This window comes from Roseomonas sp. BN140053 (genome assembly GCF_047690175.1).
Lineage (GTDB): Bacteria > Pseudomonadota > Alphaproteobacteria > Acetobacterales > Acetobacteraceae > Roseomonas.
The window spans coordinates 116,911-133,985 of sequence record NZ_JBLLEB010000004.1 but is presented as its reverse complement, the minus strand read 5'-3'; the positions used below and the strand labels follow the sequence as shown (position 1 = coordinate 133,985).

The 17,075-nt window shown below is 73.0% G+C and carries 16 protein-coding genes; 9 read left to right on the top strand and 7 right to left on the bottom strand.

Going from position 1 to position 17,075, the window contains the following annotated elements:
* Window positions 1-11: 11 nt before the first annotated feature.
* Window positions 12-1,985, top strand: coding sequence for a phosphatidylglycerol lysyltransferase domain-containing protein (locus ACLIBK_RS06190; protein WP_415386361.1), 1,974 nt, complete (start codon window positions 12-14; stop codon window positions 1,983-1,985).
* Between the two features lie 430 nt (window positions 1,986-2,415).
* On the opposite strand, the gene ACLIBK_RS06185 is transcribed toward ACLIBK_RS06190, so the two are convergent.
* From ACLIBK_RS06185 to gloB, 3 genes are all read right to left on the bottom strand, one after another.
* Entirely contained in the window at window positions 2,416-3,027 is a 612-nt protein-coding gene (locus ACLIBK_RS06185) for an SAM-dependent methyltransferase (protein ID WP_415386360.1), read from the bottom strand.
* A 61-nt stretch (window positions 3,028-3,088) separates the two neighbouring features.
* Window positions 3,089-3,556 carry a cupin domain-containing protein gene (locus ACLIBK_RS06180; RefSeq protein WP_415386359.1) on the bottom strand — a complete coding sequence of 156 codons (468 nt, stop codon included), beginning with the start codon at window positions 3,554-3,556 and terminating at the stop codon, window positions 3,089-3,091.
* A 31-nt stretch (window positions 3,557-3,587) separates the two neighbouring features.
* A complete protein-coding gene (gene gloB / locus ACLIBK_RS06175) occupies window positions 3,588-4,334 on the bottom strand; it encodes a hydroxyacylglutathione hydrolase (RefSeq protein WP_415386358.1) in 747 nt (248 codons plus the stop codon).
* Window positions 4,335-4,375: 41 nt separating this feature from the next.
* Here gloB and ACLIBK_RS06170 point away from each other — a divergent pair, with 41 nt between their 5' ends.
* Window positions 4,376-5,203: a class I SAM-dependent methyltransferase gene (locus ACLIBK_RS06170; protein ID WP_415386357.1), complete on the top strand. Its 828-nt coding sequence runs from the start codon at window positions 4,376-4,378 to the stop codon at window positions 5,201-5,203.
* A gap of 81 nt (window positions 5,204-5,284) precedes the next feature.
* Here ACLIBK_RS06170 and ACLIBK_RS06165 read toward each other — a convergent pair whose 3' ends face one another.
* Together ACLIBK_RS06165 and ACLIBK_RS06160 are read right to left on the bottom strand one after the other, a co-directional pair.
* Window positions 5,285-6,277, bottom strand: coding sequence for a tripartite tricarboxylate transporter substrate binding protein (locus ACLIBK_RS06165; protein ID WP_415386356.1), 993 nt, complete (start codon window positions 6,275-6,277; stop codon window positions 5,285-5,287).
* 403 nt (window positions 6,278-6,680) lie between these two features.
* Entirely contained in the window at window positions 6,681-7,184 is a 504-nt protein-coding gene (locus ACLIBK_RS06160) for a pyridoxamine 5'-phosphate oxidase family protein (protein WP_415386355.1), read from the bottom strand.
* Window positions 7,185-7,373: 189 nt separating this feature from the next.
* On the opposite strand from ACLIBK_RS06160, the gene ACLIBK_RS06155 reads away from it, so the two are divergent.
* The 6 genes from ACLIBK_RS06155 (at window position 7,374) to ACLIBK_RS06130 (ending at window position 13,428) form a co-directional block, all read left to right on the top strand.
* A complete protein-coding gene (locus tag ACLIBK_RS06155; protein WP_415386354.1) occupies window positions 7,374-8,519 on the top strand; it encodes a hypothetical protein in 1,146 nt (381 codons plus the stop codon).
* Window positions 8,516-9,736 (top strand): hypothetical protein, encoded by a 1,221-nt coding sequence (locus ACLIBK_RS06150; protein ID WP_415386353.1) that lies wholly within the window; start codon window positions 8,516-8,518, stop codon window positions 9,734-9,736. Before ACLIBK_RS06155 ends, ACLIBK_RS06150 begins: the two co-directional genes overlap by 4 nt.
* A gap of 293 nt (window positions 9,737-10,029) precedes the next feature.
* Entirely contained in the window at window positions 10,030-11,037 is a 1,008-nt protein-coding gene (locus tag ACLIBK_RS06145) for an ABC transporter substrate-binding protein (RefSeq protein WP_415386352.1), read from the top strand.
* Window positions 11,037-11,876, top strand: a complete 840-nt coding sequence (locus ACLIBK_RS06140) for an ABC transporter ATP-binding protein (protein ID WP_415386351.1) — start codon at window positions 11,037-11,039, stop codon at window positions 11,874-11,876. Before ACLIBK_RS06145 ends, ACLIBK_RS06140 begins: the two co-directional genes overlap by 1 nt.
* 229 nt (window positions 11,877-12,105) lie before the next feature.
* On the top strand, window positions 12,106-12,870 hold the full coding sequence (locus ACLIBK_RS06135) for an ABC transporter permease (protein ID WP_415386470.1): 765 nt from the start codon (window positions 12,106-12,108) through the stop codon (window positions 12,868-12,870).
* Between the two features lie 135 nt (window positions 12,871-13,005).
* Entirely contained in the window at window positions 13,006-13,428 is a 423-nt protein-coding gene (locus tag ACLIBK_RS06130) for a DUF2171 domain-containing protein (protein ID WP_415386350.1), read from the top strand.
* Window positions 13,429-13,477: 49 nt separating this feature from the next.
* On the opposite strand, the gene ACLIBK_RS06125 is transcribed toward ACLIBK_RS06130, so the two are convergent.
* Window positions 13,478-14,080, bottom strand: coding sequence for a thiamine pyrophosphate-dependent enzyme (locus ACLIBK_RS06125; RefSeq protein ID WP_415386349.1), 603 nt, complete (start codon window positions 14,078-14,080; stop codon window positions 13,478-13,480).
* Window positions 14,077-15,972 (bottom strand): FAD-binding protein, encoded by a 1,896-nt coding sequence (locus ACLIBK_RS06120; protein ID WP_415386348.1) that lies wholly within the window; start codon window positions 15,970-15,972, stop codon window positions 14,077-14,079. The genes ACLIBK_RS06125 and ACLIBK_RS06120 overlap by 4 nt, the downstream gene beginning before the upstream one ends.
* Window positions 15,973-16,049: 77 nt before the next feature.
* Here ACLIBK_RS06120 and ACLIBK_RS06115 point away from each other — a divergent pair, with 77 nt between their 5' ends.
* Window positions 16,050-16,877 carry an alpha/beta hydrolase gene (locus ACLIBK_RS06115; RefSeq protein ID WP_415386347.1) on the top strand — a complete coding sequence of 276 codons (828 nt, stop codon included), beginning with the start codon at window positions 16,050-16,052 and terminating at the stop codon, window positions 16,875-16,877.
* Window positions 16,878-17,075 lie beyond the last annotated feature (198 nt).

Here is a 17,075-nt window from a genome sequence, read left to right as displayed (position 1 = left end):
GGGACGGCGCTGTGAAGCTTCCCGCCGGGCTGAAGAAGCACGCCGCCACCGCCTTCGGGCTGATCCTGCTGGTGGTCGCGATCTACGTCGTGCAGCGCGAGTTCCGCGAGCTGCGCCTGTCGGACGTGACGGCGGCGCTGCACGACACGCCGGCGCACCAGATCTGGCTGGCGCTGGGCTGGACGCTGCTGGCCTATGCCGTGCTGACGATCTACGACCGGCTGGGCAGCGTCTATGCCGGCAAGCCGATCTCCTATTCGCGCACCGCGCTGGCCTCCTTCTGCTCCTATACCATGGCGCACAACCTGGGCTTCGCGGCGGTGTCGGGCGCGGCGGTGCGCTACCGCTTCTACGCCGCCTGGGGGCTGACCCCGGTGGAAATCGCCAAGGTCATCGCCTTCACCTCGCTCACCTTCGGCCTGGGCGGCTTCGCCCTGGGCGGCATCGTGCTGATGACGCACCCGGAGGTGCTGCCCTGGGTCGGCGACGGCGAGCTGATCCCGAACTGGGCGGCGCGGCTGGTGGCGCTGGTCATGTGGGTGATCGTGGCGGTCTACGTGGTGCTGGCGCGCTTCGTGCCGCACCTGAAGCTGTTCGGCCACCAGGTGGACCTGCCGGGGTTCCGCATGGCCGTGGCGCAGGTGGTGCTGGCCAGCGTGGACGTCGCGGTGACCGCGACCATCTTCTACGTGCTGCTGCCGGCCACGCCGCCGGGCGCCCCGGAACTGACCTTCCTGATGTTCCTGGGCATCTACGTGGCCGGCTACACCGCGGGCCTCGCCGCCTCCGTCCCCGGGGGCCTGGGCGTCTTCGACGGCTTCATGATGCTCAGCCTCAGCCCCTGGATTCCCGCGCCGCAGGTGGTGGGCGCGCTGCTGCTGTTCCGCCTGTTCTACTACATCGCGCCGCTCTTCGTGGCGGGCGCCCTGTTCGTGGGCTTCGAGCTGAGCCAGCGCCGCTCCCTGCTGCGCCGCCTGCGGGCCGAGGCGCGGGTGGCCGACGCGCTGGAAGTGCCGGCGGTGGCGGGGCTGACCGGGCTGGCCGGGGTGACGCTGCTGGTAATTGGCGCGCTGCCCGGGCGCGGCACCGTGCTGGCCGCCTGGGCCGGCGAATGGGCCTCGCTGTTCAGCCAGTTCGCCTCCTCCGTGGTGGGGTCGCTGCTGCTGGTGGTGGCCTGGGGCATGCTGCGGCGCCTGCGCATCGCCTGGTATGCCGGGCTGTTCCTGCTGCTCAACGGTGCCGCGATCCTGCTGGTGCGCTCCGACCCCTGGCTGATCATCGGCGCGCTGCTGGCCATCGCCGTGCTGCTGGCCTTCATGCGCCAGGCCTTCTACCGCGACGCCCGCCTGACCGCCGAGCCGATGACCGAGGGCCGCCTCCTCTCGCTGGCGGCGGGGGTGATCTGCGGGTTGACGCTGGCCACCGTGGCCTATCACGGGCGGGTGTCGGACGTGGCCTGGTGGGAGGTGGTGTTTTCCTCCCAGGCGCCGGCCTCGCTGCGCTTCGCGGTGGGGCTGGCGGCGGTGCTGCTGCTGCTGGCCGGGTTCCGCCTGCTGCGGCCGGCCAAGCTGGTGGCCACGCCCTTCGACGCCGCCACGCGCGAACAGCTGCGCAGCCTCGGCGCCCGCGCCGCGGCGCTGACGCCGCCGGCTGGCGCGGCCCCGGACAGCATGGGCACGCTCTTCGCCGAGGGCGGCCGCGCCGGCATCGCCTTCCGGCGCTTCGACGGGGTGTGGATGGCGCTGGGCGACCCGGCCGGCGAGCCGCAGGCGCGGGTGTCCACCATCTGGCGCTTCCGCGACCTGTGCGACGCCGCCGGGGTGGAGCCGGCCTTCGCCGATATCGGCCGCGGCATGCAGCGCACCTACGAGGATGCCGGGCTGACCGCCATTCCCCTGCCCAGCGGCCGCACGATCGCCTGCCGGGCCGAGCGCGACCCGCAGCGGGTGATCGCGCTGCTGGAAGGCGACGCCGCCGCGGCCTGACGCGACGGGGGGCTGTTCCGGGGTGATGGCGGCAGAAAGCCGGGGGGAAGTATCCCCCCGGACTTCCTGACGCCCCAGGCCGCAGGCCCCACCCTCCAGCCGCCATTCTCCCGGCGCGACGCGTCGGCCGCCGCCTCGCGCCACGGTCCCTGGCCCGCGTCCCGCCAGCGGCAGGCAGGCGCCCCGTAGTGGCAGATTTCCCCGAAAATGGCAGGATTGGCCCGAAGTGACAGAATCCGCGGATTCTGCCACGGATGCCGAAACGCTTGACCACCAAGCCCTTGTTGTATTAGGATTATTTTCTGAAAACCGGCTTGCCGGAGCGGTCGGCGGTAAGGAAGTAAGAGAGTAAGGAAGTAAGGCGAACACCGGCCGCACCCCGGCCAGGCAGGCCCCGGCGCGCCACCCCGGATCGCGGCGCCCACTGTCTCTAGGCGGCCGGCCGGCGGAACAGGGCCCGCACCACCTCGGCCTCGCCCTGATGGCGCGGCCCCTCGTCCAGCCGCACCGTGCCTTCCAGGCATTCCAGCAGTTCCAGCCCGGCAAACAGGCGCCGCGCTTCCGCCCCGGTCCAGAGCAGCGAGGGCTCGCGCGGCCCGCCGGAGCGACGGCCTTCCTGCGCCGGCGAGAAGCCCTCGATCGCCAGCAGCCCGCCCGGCGCCAGCGTCGCCGCGGCGCGCGCCGCCACCGTTTCGCGATCCGCAGGCGGCAGGTGGACGAAGATCCAGGCCACGAGGTCGAAGGCCCCCACCGGCCAGTTCCAGGCCGTGAGGTCCGCGACCTCCGCCCGCAGCGCCACGCCGCGACGCTCGGCCAGGGCCGCCGCCTTGCGCAGCCCCGTGGCGGACCAGTCGAGGCTGGTCACCTCCAGCCCCTGCCCGGCCAGCCAAACGCCGTTGCGGCCCTCGCCGTCGCCCAGGGCCAGGGCGCGCATCCCCGGCCGCAGCCGCGGGGCGAGGCTTTCCAGGTACAGGTTGGGCGCCTCGCCGAAGGTGAAGCCGCCCCCGGCGTAACGCGCGTCCCAGGCGCCGGCCTCGCTCATCGGCCGGCCGGCTGCGACGGGACCGGGCTGTCCGGCCGGCCCGGGGAGGGGGAGCGCATCGTCACGCCGAAGGCGACGCGGCACCGCCCGGCGACCAGCCCGGGGGCGCCAGTTCGAAGCCCTCGAAGCGGAAGGCGGGGCTGACGGTGCAGGCCACCAGGCTCCAGCCGCCGGCGGGGGTGGCCGCCTGCCACCAGCCCTTCGGCACCGTCGCGACAAGGCGCTGGCCAGCCGACAGGTCGGGGCCGAGGCGCAGTTCCAACGGGTCCGAACCCTCCCAGCACATCGACAGCACCAGCGGCGCCCCGGCCTGCCAGAGCCAGGTTTCCGCCGCGTCCACCCGGTGCCAGTGCGACCGTTCCCCGGCGGCCAGCAGGAACTGGATGGCGGTGCCGGCGCCGCGCGAGCCGTCGCCGGGCTCGTCGCGCCACACCTCGCGGAATCGCCCGCCCTCGGGGTGGGGGCGCAGTTCCAGCGTGGCGGCCACGGCATCGGCCGGCAGGCTCGGGTCGCGCAGGTCCAGCGTCATGGCAGCGGCCTCCCCCGCCCGGCGCGGCGCGTCACCGGAAGCTGTCCTTGGCCAGGCGGCGCGCCGCCAGCGTCGCCACGTCGGGGGCGCGCAGGAAGGGGTTGGTGGCCAGCTCCTCCGCGATGGTGGTGGGCACGGTGGGCTTGCCGTCCGCACGCAGGGCCCGGACGGCGGCGGCGCGGGCGCGCAGGGCCTCGTTGTCCGGCTCCACGGTCAGGGCGAAGCGGGCATTGCTCTCGGTGTATTCGTGGCCGCAGCAGACCAGCGTGTCGGGGGGCAGCACGCGCAGGCGTTGCAGCGACAGGAACATCTCCTCCGCCGTGCCTTCCAGCAGCTTGCCGCAGCCCAGCGAGAACAGCGTGTCGCCGCACAGCAGCGCGTCGGGCTCGGCGGCGGGCGCCTGCACGTGAAAGGCGATGTGGCCGCGAGTGTGCCCGGGGGTGTCGATCACCACGGCGCGCGCCTTGCCCAGGGCCAGGCCGTCGCCCGGCGCCAGCGCGTGGTCCAGCGGCGGCAGGCGATGCGCGTCGGCCGCGGCGCCCACCACCTTGGCGCCGGTGGCCGCCACCACGGCCGCCACGCCCTCGACATGGTCGGCATGGTGGTGGGTCAGCAGCACGAAGTCGCAGCGGCCGGGCTCGGGCAGGGCCTGCAGCGCCGCCAGGGCAGGCGCGGCCTCGCCGGGGTCGCAGAGCGCCACCGTGCCGGTGTCCGTGTCGACCAGCAGCCAGGCGTAGTTGTCCTGCCGGCAGGGTACGGCCTGGACCTTGATCGTCATCGCTGTGTGTCTCCGCGCTCCGGGCGCCCTATATCGGTTCCATGCACGCCGAGGTCCACGGGCTCGACGCCTTCTACGCATCCCCCACCGGCGTGGTGGCCAAGCGCCTGCTGCGGCTGCGGCTGCGCGCCATCTGGCCGGAACTGGCCGGGCAGGAGGTGCTGGGGATCGGCCATGCCGGCCCCTACCTGCGGCTGTGGCGGCGCCGCGCGGCGCGGCTGGTCTCCGCGGTGCCGGCGCAACTGGGCACGGCCACCGGCGGGCCGATGCTGCCCTGGCCGCCCGACGGCCCCTGCGCCGCCACGCTGGTCGAGGAGGACGCGCTGCCCTTTCCCGACCTGAGCTTCGACGCCGTGCTGATGGTGCACGGGCTGGAGAATGCCGGCGACACCCGCCGCCTGCTGCGCGACGCCTGGCGCGTGCTGCGCGACGAGGGCCGGCTGCTGGCCGTGGTGCCCAACCGCCGTTCCGTCTGGGCGCACCTGGAGCGCACGCCGCTGGGCCATGGCCAGCCCTACAGCCCCGGCCAGCTGGCGCGGCTGCTGGAGCGCAGCCTGTTCCGGGTGGAGCGCCGCGAGGGCGCGCTGTTCATCCCGCCCTTTCGCGCCCGTGCCCTGCTGGGCGGGGCGCGGGCTTGGGAAGCGGTGGGGCGCGCGGTGGCGCCGAACCTCGCCGGCGTCACCATCATCGAGGCGCGCAAGGAGGTGTTCGGCGCCATGCCGGCCGCACCGGTGCGGGCGCGGCGCGTCACCCGGCCGGTGGCGGCCTTCGCCGCGGGGCAGGTCGGAGCCTTGGCGCCGGGACAGGATCGCCGGCCGGCGAAGCGCGCGCCGCCGTGCCGCGCCTCACCGGCTGCTTCCCCGCCGTAACCGGGATGGGGAGGCTGGCCGGCCCGGCCGCGACGCGACCGGGACGCCGCGCCGGGAGCCTCGGGTGACTGGCGGCTTCCGCTACCGCACCAGCGGCACCCCGGCCTGTTCCGCCACGTCGCGCCAAACCTGGGCATCGTGCTGGATCAGCTGCCGGAAGGGCGCCGCGCCCATGCCCTCGGCGGACATGGCGACCCCGGCCAGGCGCTCGCGCAGGTCGGCGGCGCGCGACGCTTCGGCCACCGCGCCGGACAGCTTCGCCACCACCTCCGGCGGCGTGCCGGCCGGCGCGAAGAGGCCGATCCAGAACCGCACGTCGATGCCGGGATAGCCTGCCTCGGCGGTGGTGGGCACCTCCGGCAACAGGGACAGGCGCTGCGGCGCCACGACGGCGAGGGCACGCACGCGCTTGCCCTCCAGCGCCGCGATGGCCGGCCCGGTATCCGCCACGGCCAGGGTGGTGTCGCGGCTGGCGGCGGCATTGATCGCTTCCACGCTGGACCGGTAGGCGATGTACTCGAAGCTGGTGCCGGCGCGCTGGTTCAGCATCTCCATGGCGAAGCGCAGGTCGGCGCCGCCGGTGCCGAAGTTGCCCTTGCCCTTGTTGCTCTTTTCCCAGGCGATCAGGTCGGCCAGGGTCCGGAAGGGCGCGTCGGCCGCCACCAGCAGCAGCACGGCGAAGGAGCCCAGCATGGCCACGGGCACGAGGTCCTCGGCCAGGTCGTAGGGCGGCTTCTCGGCGCCGCGGTCCATCAGGATGGGGCCGCTGGGATGGACGCCCAGCGTGTAGCCGTCGGGGCGGGAATGCATCACCGCCTCGATGCCGACGCGGCCGAAGGCGCCGGGGCGGTTCTCCACCACGAAGGTCTGCCCGAACTGTGCCCCGAGCTTCTGGCCATAGGTGCGGGCCAGGATGTCGTTGCCGCCGCCCGCGCCGAAGGGAACGATGATCCGCACCGAGCGGTCGGGATAGTTCGCGGCGGCGCCCGCGGATTGTGCCCGCGCGCCGAAGCCGCCCAGTGTTCCCAAGGCCGCGGCCCCCGCCGCGCCGATCACGCCTCGCCTGGTCCGCATCGTTCTCGTTCCCCCTGGTGGCGGGCCGGTTCTGCGACCGGCCCGATCGACGACCTGGCCAGCACGCCGGCAGCGGAACGGGGCGGGCGGTGCGGATGCGGGGCGACGGCGGCACCAGCCTGCACGGCCGAGCACGATTGCCGGAAATCGATACGTCCCCCCGCCCGCGTCCTGTTTCCGGCGCGTGGCACTGGCTTTGCCGGAACAACCCGCATCCCGGCACAGCATGTATCACGATACGGTGGCGGTACGGCCCAGGCCTGTCAACGCGAATTGCCGACCGGCATCGGGGGAGGATAGGGCACGTAGCGGCCAGGCGGGCCGCGGAAGAAGGCTGCCCCGCGGGAAAGCCGGGGCGCCGCCGGGTGCCGGGAGCGGCGGCTGCCACCCCCGGCCGGCGGCGTCAGGTAAAGGACACCTTGGCGTTCTCGCCGGGCTTGGGCGGCTCGCCGGTGGTCACGGCCTTCACGTAGCCATAGGCGTGCAGCACGGTCGAGGAGGGCGCGTCCCAGTATTCCGCGCCTTCCACCTCGACGGCCAGCAGCGCGATCTTGGGGTCCTCGGCGCCGGCCGGAAACCAGACGCGCATGCCCTCGGTCCAGAGTTCCTTCTGCTTGCCCACGTCGTGCACGACCTTGGCGCGGCCGAACAGGCTGACGTAATCCTGGCTGCTGGGCGAGGCGTAGGAGAGCAGCACGCGGCCGTCGCGGCCGATCTCCTCCACCACCGGGGCGTCGTTGTTGGTGAAGAACCACAGGGTCGTGTCGAAGCTCTTCTGCTGCGCCCGCATCGGGCGGCCGTGGAAGCGGCCTTCGGCATCCAGGGTCACCAGGGTCGCGACCTCGATGTCCTTGATCATCTCCCAGACCTTGTTCTGGGCATCGCGGTCGCTACGCGTTTCCACCATGGGCTCATTCCTCGCTGTCGTACCGCCGGGCTAACGTCGCTTCCGCGGGCAGGTTGTGTGCGCCCGGCGCCATTGCTGTTGCCACCCGCCGCCGGGGCGAGGACGGAAAGGGAACATCCCGCCGCCGCGACCCGTCCCGCCCGGCGCCGTTGACCCCTCGTTCACCCGCCCGCGGCCATACTCCGGGCGATGGACGATGATGGCTTCCTGTCACGGCTGGAGCGCTACGGGGCGTCCCGTTGGCAGCCCGTGACCTTTCTGGAACGCGGCACCAGCATGGGCTTCACCACGCCGCTGCTGCTGGGCGCGCGCGCCCGGCCGCTGGAAAAGCCTTCGGGCGGCAGCAGCCTGGAACTGATCGTGCTCAACCCCTCCGGCGGGGAAGGGGTTTACGTCCTGCCCTGGGTGGCCATGCCGGATCTCTGCACCCCCTCGCTGCATGACCGGCAACTCTGGACCCGGGTGGCGGACCTGCGCGCGCCCTCGCCGCACCGGGTGCGCGGCATCACGCGGGCGCTGGCCGCGGAAGGCTATGCCGGGCGGGAAGCGGCGCGCGCCGCGGCCCTGGCACTGGCCCAAGCCAAGCAGTCCCGGCTGGCCACCCATTACGTGCTGCTGCTGCGCCTGATCCGCCAGAGCGAGAGCCCCGGGGCCGGCCTGCCGCCGCCGGAGCAGGAGGACCCGGAACGGCTCGCCCGCCGCGCGCGGGCGGTGCTGGCGGACAAGCTGGCCGATGCCGCCGGCGGGCCGGAAGCCGCTTATCGCGCCATCGAGGAGGTGGCGGAAATCCTCGACCCCGTGGGGCTGCCGGGCGACCCGACCCAGGCCGTGCTGCCGCGCCTGTTGCCGGAGCTGGAGGCGCTGGAACGCGCCCTGGACGGCTTCGTCGAGACCAGCGACGAGGTGGACCGTGCCTGCGCCCGGCTGGTGGCCGGCGCCATCCGCGTCACCCTGGGCATGGCGCGCGCCGCCCTGGCGGAGGTGCTGGCCCTGGCCGAGGACGTGCCCGCCCTGCTGCGCTGCTGGCTGGTGAACCCGCAGGAGGTGCAACGCCTGGCGGGCCGGCCGGACTGGCTGCTGGACGGCTGGGAAATGATCCTCGGCCTGTGGCGGGAGGCCGGGGGCGAGGCCGTGCGCGACATGGCCGTGCTGGTGCCCCTGGTGCCCACGGAAGCGCATGGCTGGGCCGGCTTCGACCCGAGCTGGGAACAGGAGCGGGCGCAGGGCCTGCGCGGCCGCACCGTGCGGGCCAACCAGGACTGGCGCACCGGGCGGATGCTGGACCTGCAGCGGCGCAACGAGCGCGCCCTGGCGCGGATGGGCGGGGCGCCATGAGCCGCCTGTCCCGCACGGAGCTGGCGCATCTCTCGGCCGCCATCGCCGTCAGCACCGCGGCCCAGCTGGAACGCATCGTGGCCATGCTGGACGCCCTGCCCGACCGCGGCGAGGCGGACCGGGTGCTGGACGCGGCGCGCGGGCGCCTGCGCGCCCTGCGGCCGGTGCGGCCGCTGAACCTCACCCGGCTGATCTTCCTGCCGCTGGACGGCGCCATCGTCGCCCCCGGCAGCTGGCGGCCGGAGGACGGGCGGGTGCCGCGCAACGCGCTCACGCCGCTGGCAGGCGCGGTGGCGGCCGGGCTGGGCGCGCGCTGCCGGGAGGTGACGGCGCAGCTGAGCGGCCTGTCGCTGGACGATCAGCCGGCGGTGATCGGCCTCGGCGCCCAGATCTGGGAGGACGGCGCCGCGGTGCTGGCCCTGCTGGCGGGAACCGGACGCGTTCCCCCGGGCTGGACGGAAGCCGGGCTGCGGCCCGAACAGTTCCAGCCCCTGGCCGCCCTTTGCGCCGCCGTGCTGGCGCATGGCGTGGCGATCCAGCGCGCCGTGGCCGCCGGGCGGGACGGCCCGCCGGAAGCGCTGGCGCGGCAGGCGCTGCGGCTGGTCGCCCCCGCCGGGCGCGAAGCCTTCGGGGCCGTGCTGGCGACGCTGCTGCGCACGGCGTCGCGCCCCGGGGCGCTGAGCGCCCTGGCCACCGCGATCTCGCCCGCCGCCGGGCGGATGGCGGATTCGGCGCTGGAAGCGGCGCTGGAAGCGCGGCTGCCGGACATCCCCAGCCTCAGCCCGCAGGCGCTGCCCGCCAGCATCGAGAATCTGCGCGACCTGCTGGACGATGCGGCCAGCGCCACCGCCGGGCGCGGCCCGGACTGGCGCAAGCGGCTGGAAGGCTGGCGGCACGGCGCCGACCTGGCCTGCCGCGCGGCCTATGCCGCGCATGGCCGGGAACAGGTGCTGGCCCCGGCGGAACGGCTGGCGCGGGGCGCCGTGTCCGACGGCGAGGCCGCGCTGCTGGAGGAACAGGCCCTGGCGCTGCGCCGCTTCGAGCTGGCGGCGCGCACGCTGGGCGGCGAGGGCGCCTATGACGCCTCGCGTCGCGCCCTGCTGGACCGGCTGCGCCAGCTGGCCCGGGAAGGCGGCCCCGCCACCCGCGTGGAGATGTCGCGGCTGGCCGAGATCCTGGGCGGGGCGGAAGCAGGAATGGCGCTGCTGGCGGACTAGCGCGGCTCCTGCCGGTCGCCTCCGGGCCGGTGCCTCGCGCTGCGCCGTGCCGGCCCGTTGCGGCCCGGGTGCCACAGGCGCCCGCGCATAGCGCGGCCGCAGCTTGCCGCGACCGCCTTTTGGGCTTCTCAACGCCCGGTGCGGCAGTTTAACTGGGCGGACCGGCGGGAAGCCGGCCCGAACCGCGCCAGCGGTGCGGCGCCGGGCCACCGAGGCAGAACACTGCCCGCGCCGCCGAACGCCAGGGAATCCGCACGGCTCCGTTCACCAATTCCACGGGGTCGAGAAGCTCTATGTCCAGGATGATGCTGCCGCGCCGCAGCTTCGCGGCAGCGCTCGCCGGCACGGCCGCGGCGGGCAGCTTCGGGCGCCGCGCCCGCGCCGCCGGCCCCACCAAGATCCGCCTGATCACCAGCTGGTTCGCCCAGGCGGAGCATGGTGGCCATTACCAGGCCAAGGCCACCGGGCTGTACGAGCGGGCCGGGCTGGATGTCGAGATCAAGATGGGCGGGCCGCAGGTGAACCCGACCCAGCTGATGCTGGGCGGCGAGGCCGACATCATCATGGGCTACCCGCTGCAGGTGCTGAAGGCGCAGGAGCAGAACCTGCCCGTGGTGGCGATCGGCACCAGCTTCCAGTTCGACCTGGTGGGGCTGATGACGCATGACGACGTGCCGAACATCGCCGCGCTGAAGAACCACCGCATCCTGATCGCCAACAGCACGCGCACGACCTGGTGGCCCTGGCTGAAGAACCGCTTCGGCTTCACCGACGGCAGCGCCGCCCCCTACACCTTCAACCTGCAGCCCTTCCTGGTGGACCGCAACACGGCGGTGCAGTCCTACGTCACCTCCGAGCCGTTCGAGGCGGCGCAGCAGGGCGCCAAGGTGAAGTTCTTCCTGCTGGCCGATGACGGCTACCCGCCCTACGGCAACACGCTGATGACCACGCGGCCCTTCCTGCAGAACAACGCGGAGGCGCTGCGCCGCTTCCTGCAGGTCACTGCCGAGGGCTGGAAGAGCTACGTCACCGGCGATCCCGCGCCGGGCAACGCGCTGATCCAGGCCGACAACCCGCGCATGACGAGCGACCGCATCGCCTACGCGATCGGCAAGCTGCGCGAGATCAAGGCGCTGGAAGGCCACGGGCCCGATGCCGCGGCGATCTGCACCATGAATGAGGCAAGCTGGGAAAAGACTCGCGACTTCATGGTGGGCGCCGACCTGCTGAAGGCCTCCGCCCCCTGGCGCAACGCTTTCACGCTGGACCTCGTGCGCGACATGCGGGTGACGCTGAGCTGATGGACGCTGCCACCTTGCCGCGGCCCGCTGCCGCCGGCGCTCCCCCGCGCGCCGGGGTGGTGCCGGCGGTGGAGCTGCTCTCGGCCGAGAAGGTCTTCGCCAACGGCGTGCGCGGGCTGGACCCGATCCAGCTGCGCGTCGCCGGCGGCGAGTTCGTCAGCCTGATCGGCCCTTCCGGCTGCGGCAAGTCCACGCTGCTGAAGCTGGTGGCCAAGCTGATCGAGCCCAGCGACGGCCGGATCCTGTGGTGGCGTGGCGGCTTCGAGGGTGTCGGGCAGCCCGGCCGGCGCTTGGCCTTCGTGTTCCAGGACCCGACGCTGATGCCCTGGAGCCGCGTGTCCACCAATGTCCGCCTGCCGTTGGACTTCGTGGGCACGCCGCGCGCGGAAGCGAAGCAGCGCGTGGAGGCGGCGCTGGCGCAGGTGGAGTTGGGCCCCTATGCCCGCCACTTCCCGCGCCAGCTCTCGGGCGGCATGCGGATGCGCGTGTCCATCGCCCGCGCCATGGTCACCGAGCCCGACCTGCTGCTGATGGACGAGCCCTTCGGCGCGCTGGACGAGTTCAGCCGCAACCGGCTGGACGAGGACTTGGCGCGGCTGAGCTGGGAGCGCGGGCTGACCACCATCTTCGTCACCCATTCCATCTACGAGGCGGTGTTCCTGTCATCCCGGATCGTGGTGATGGCGGCCCATCCCGGCCGCATCTTCGGCGAGTTCCGCGTGGACGAGCCGATGCCGCGCACCGCCGAATTCCGCAGCAGCGACCGCTTCGCCCAGGCGTGCCGCGACCTGTCGGCGATGCTGTCCGACGCCGCCCTGGCCAGCCGCAGGACGGCGTGAGCGCATGAGCAGCACCGAATCCGTCCGCGATACCCTGCCTACGGCCGGCACCCCCGCCGTGGCAGACACGCCGGCGCAGCCCGGCATCGGCCTGGCGGCTGTGGCCGCCACCTCACCCGGGCTGGGGGTCACCGCGCCGCTGGCCGCCTCGCCCGAGGATGGGCAAGGCCGGGCCGCGGTGCGACCCACGGCCAAGGGACCCTGGGCCGCGCAGTCCTGGTTTCCGCGCCTGCTCGCGCCCGCCGCGGTGGGCGTGTTGCTGCTGATCCTGTGGGAAGGCTTCTGCCGCTGGCAGCAGGTTCCGGTCTACCTGTTTCCCGCCCCCACCGACATCGCGGCCAGCCTGGCGGAGAACTGGCGCGAACTGCTGCCGGCGTTGTGGAGCACGCTGCGCATCACGCTGACCGCCTTTGCCACCGCGACGATCATCGGCACCGCGATCGCCTTCCTGTTCGTGCAGAGCCGCTGGATCGAGATGAGCCTGCTGCCCTACGCGGTGCTGCTGCAGGTCACGCCCATCGTGGCGATCGCGCCGCTGATCATCATCCTGGTGAAGAACACGCCCGTGGCGCTGGTGGTCTGCGCCACCGTGATCGCGATCTTCCCGATCATCTCCAACACCACGCTCGGCTTGCGCAGCGTCGATCCGGGCCTGCTGAGCTATTTCCGCATGAACAAGGTCGGGCGGCGGACCATGCTGCTGCGGCTGCGCATCCCCTCGGCCCTGCCGCTGTTCCTGGCGGGGCTGCGCATCTCCTCCGGACTGGCGCTGATCGGGGCCGTGGTGGCGGAGTTCGTGGCCGGCACCGGCGGCCGTTCCGCCGGGCTGGCCTACGAGATCCTGCAATCCGGCTTCCAGCTGGACATCCCCCGCATGTTCGCGGCACTGTTCCTGATCACGGTCAGCGGGTTGATCCTGTTCGGGATCATGCTGGGGCTGCAGCAACTGCTGCTCGGCCAGTGGCACGAGAGCACCTTCGAGGGCGAGCGCTGAGGGCCGCGGGCCGGGGTCCTGCCCCGGCCCCGGTCGGTCGCTTCGACGTGTGGTTTGCCCGACGCATCCCGTCGCGACGCGTCCCGTTGCTAGCGGCAGCCGCCCCCGGGGCGCGCCAGCAAGGAGGGAACCCGCATGGTCAATGCAGCGAAGATCCAGCAGGGTGAGATTCAGGACCACATGCCGGTGGTGGGCAGCGACGGGCAGCCCTTCGGCGTCGTGGATTCCGTGCGGGGCGAATACATCAAGCTGACCAGGACCGATCCGCTCTCGGGTGGGGAACACCGCTACATCCCGCTCACCACCGTGGCCGGGCTGGATGGCGGCATGGTCCGCCTGTCCATGCCGGCGGAGCAGATGAAGCAGGCCTGCCTGGGCGAGACGGAAATGCAGCAGATCCTGTCCCTCGACCCCGACGCCAAGACCCGCCTCGGCGAGGAACAGGACGGGCCGCATGGCAGCCGCGCCAAGGCCCAGGGCGGGAAGGGCGAGCGCGAGCACGGCACGGAGGGCAAGTCGCCCGACCGCGCGCCCTTCGGCTTCAACGGCATCGCCTGACGCCGCGGCTTCCGCTGCGCCTGCTGGCCGGCCCCGGGACGGGGCCGGTTCAGTAGCCCTGTGGCCCGAACACCGTGACGCCCAGCCTGGCTTCCAGCGCGCGGCCGAAGCGGTACTTCATCTCCGGCCCCTCGTAGGTCATGGGCGGGGTGCCGAGAAAGCTGCTCTCCGGCTCGACCCGCAGCACGCACAGCACCGGACCGGGGGTCGCGAGGATGCCGGGCAGTGCCGCCTCCAGCGCCTCGGCACTGTCCAGCGTATGGGCGGCGCGGAAGCCTGCGGCCAGCGCCAGGGCGGCGTAGTCGGCGCGGCCGCGGTTCACCATCGGGACGGCGCCCACGGTCTGGTACACGCCGTTGTCCACCACGAAGTGGTGCAGGTTCCCCGCGCCCTGCGCCGCCTCGGTCAGCAGGCAGCCGAGATTCATGCACAGCGAGCCGTCGGCGTTCAGTGCCCAGACCGGCGCCGTGGGTACGGCCAGCGCCAGGCCGAGCGCGAAGGAGGCGGCGAAGCCCATGGCGCCGTGCATGTAGAAACTGTCCTCGGCGCGGGTGGCGGCCCACCACTCGTTGGCCGCCATGCCGAGGGCGCAGACCACCACGGCCTCGCCGCGGTGCCGCGCCAGTACCTGAATCGCCTCCGCCGTCCTCATGCCGCGGCGCTCCCCTTCACCAGCTTGCGCGACAGGAACAGGAAGAAGGGGCGCTTCTGCAGGCGCCCGGCATGGTAGGCGTCGGGAATCTCGGCCACCTGTTCCGGGCGTTCCAGGATGTGGAAGGGGAAGTCGTAGGTGCGCAGCACGTCCAGCGTGCGGCGGCCCTGCACCTCCTGGTAGACGCGGTGGTCGTCGATCGAGCCGCGCAGGCTGACGATGCAGAAAACGGGGATGGCGTGCCGCAGGTTCAGCGTCGCCAGCTCGCCCGTGCAGGTCAGCAGCCCCGTGGCACCCATCACGGCAACCGAGTTCACGCCGCCGAAGAAGGCGCCGGAGCAGATCGCCACGGCTTCCGCCTCGCGCGCCACGGGGACGTGGCGGATGGCGGGATCGGCGTCGATGCGGCGGATCAGCGGCGCCACCCAGTCGTCCGGCAAGGTCGCCGCCAGCGTCACGTTGCAGCGCCGCAGCTGCGCGTGCACGGCCTCGTGCAGGTCCATGGCGCGCTCAGCCCGCCCGCAGCCCGGCCCAGCCGGCGGTGGGCAGGGCGATTCCAGGACTGGCGCGGCGCTCTCAGCCTGGCCGGGGTTGAGCAGCCCGTGCGGGTCCATGGCGCGGCGGAACTCGCGGTCGCGCGCGGCCAGCGCCTTGATGCCCACACCGCTGAGGCCGGTGGTGTGGGAATTGGCGATGCTGGCGCCCTCCTCCTGCATCGCACGCACCAGCGCGGCCATCTGCGCCACGCTCTCGAAGGTGACGTAGGGGGAGCCCATCCCGACCAACTCGCCGCGGCTGAAGAAGATTTCGGTGCGCATCGGGCCGGCGTCGTGCAGGCGGTCGCGCACCCGCTCCAGCGTCTCCACCAGCCGGTCGGCGGGAAACATCCCCTGCAGCACGGCCGTGCGGGGATGGCTCTTCTGGATCTGCCGCAGGCCGTGGCCGTAGGCGAATTCGTAGAGCGGGCCGCCATAGGGGCCCTGGCCTTCCGCGTGGTCGGCCAGGACCTCGCCGCCGTGTTCGGCCAGCAGATCGTCGAAGGCGGGACGGGACGATTCCGCCACCATGGTGAACACGGCGGAGCGATCGGGCGGCACCAGCCCGCCCAGGGCGCGCATCATGGCCGGGGCCGGTCCCTCGTGGATGGAGATCAGCTTCTTCAGGATGCCCAGTTCGCGGCCCAGCTGCACGCCGAAGCGCAGCGCGCGGCCGTAATCGGGGAAGCCCAGCACCAGTTCCCGCCAGGGCCAGGCGGGGGCCAGGGGCAGCTCCACCTCCGTGATGATGCCGTTGGTGCCGTAGGCATGCTGCGCCAGGACCACGGCCTCCCCGCGCAGCTCCACGGTGCGGGGCTCAGCCTCCATGCTGAGCAGTTGCAGCGCGGTGATGTTGCCGCGGTCTGCCAGCATGCCCCAGGCGCAGCTGCCCATGCCGCCGCTGCCGCCGGCGATGAAGCCTGCCACCGTGCTGCTCTTGCGGGTGGAAGGGTGGATGCGCAGCTCCCAGCCGGTGGCGCGGGCTTCCTCGTCCAGCCGGTCCATGCGGGTGCCGGAATGGCAGCGCAGGGCGCCGGGGCGGCACCAGATCATCCCGGACAGCTCGCGCAGGTCCAGCAGCGCGCCGCCCTGCAACGGCACGCTCTGGCCGTAATTGGCCGTGCCGCCGCCGCGCGGGATCAGCGGCACGCGGTGCTGCACGGCGGCGCGCACGGTGCGCAGCAGCTCCGCCCGATCGCGCGGCACCACCACCACGTCGGCGGCCTTGCCGGCCAGCGCCTTGCGCAGCAGCGGGCTGACGGCGAACCCGTCGCGCGAGCGCAGCCGGACCTCGGCGGGGTCCTGGATGCAGGGCACGCCCTCGAGGCCTGCGACGAATTCGGCGATGGGGTACATGGGGCGAGGGTCCTGGCACGCACGTTGCTGATCCGCGGTTGCACGGCGCGTGCCACGGAACGGGAAACGGCAGCAGCATGCGGATCGAGGACGTGGCCTTCGGCCATCACGCGGCGGCGCCGCTGCTCGCCCGGATCTATCGGCCGGAGGGGGAAGGGCCCTTTCCCGCGGTGGTGTCCGTGCATGGCGGCGCCTGGACCTTTGGTGACCGGCTGATGAACGAGCCGCTCGACCGTGCGCTGGCCGAGAACGGCATCCTGGTCATGGCGGTTGATTTCCGCATGCCGCCCGAGGCGCCTTATCCGGCTTCCGTGCAGGACGTGCAGCTGGCGGTGCGTTGGCTGAAGCGGCACGGTGCCGCGCACGGGGCGCGTACCGACGGGATCGGGGCGCTGGGCACGTCCAGCGGCGGGCATCAGGCGATGCTGGCGGCGCTGCGGCCTAACCACCCCAGCCTGCCGCCGCTCGCCCTGGACGAGGGTGAGGCGTTGGATGCCAGCCTCGCCTGGGTGGTGGTCGGCTGGGGCGTGCTGGACCCGCTGGGGCGCTACCGCATGGCGCGGGAGCGCGGGATGGAGAAGACGCTCGACGCGCATCACGCCTGGTGGCCGGACGAGGCCGCGATGGAGGATGCCAGCCCGCAGCACATCCTGGACCGCGGCGAGGCCGGGGCATTGCCGCCGGTGCTGCTGCTGCAGGGCACGGCGGACGGCAACCTCACCCCCGACATGGCCCAGCGATTCGCGGAAAGCTACCGTCGTGCCGGTGGTGACGCGGAACTGCGCTGCTTCGAGGGGCAGGGACACGCCTTTGTCACGAGCGACCCGGAGTCGGAGGCTTCCCGCGCGGCGGTCGCGGCAGCGGTGCGCTTCATCCACGAACAGGTGCGTTCGGCGCTGCCCTGAGTGCGGCGGACGCGTGCCATCGGCCGACCCGGATTCAGGGGCAGCTCTTGGGCGGCAGTTCCGCTTTTTCGTGACACCACCGATGCCTTTTCACCACAGGGTAATCCCTGGGTCTGCAAGGTCCTGCTCAGGCGATTTCTGGTCAGTTGTCAGTCTGTCTGCAGGACCACCCTCGGCTCGGCCCAGCCCATCTTGGGG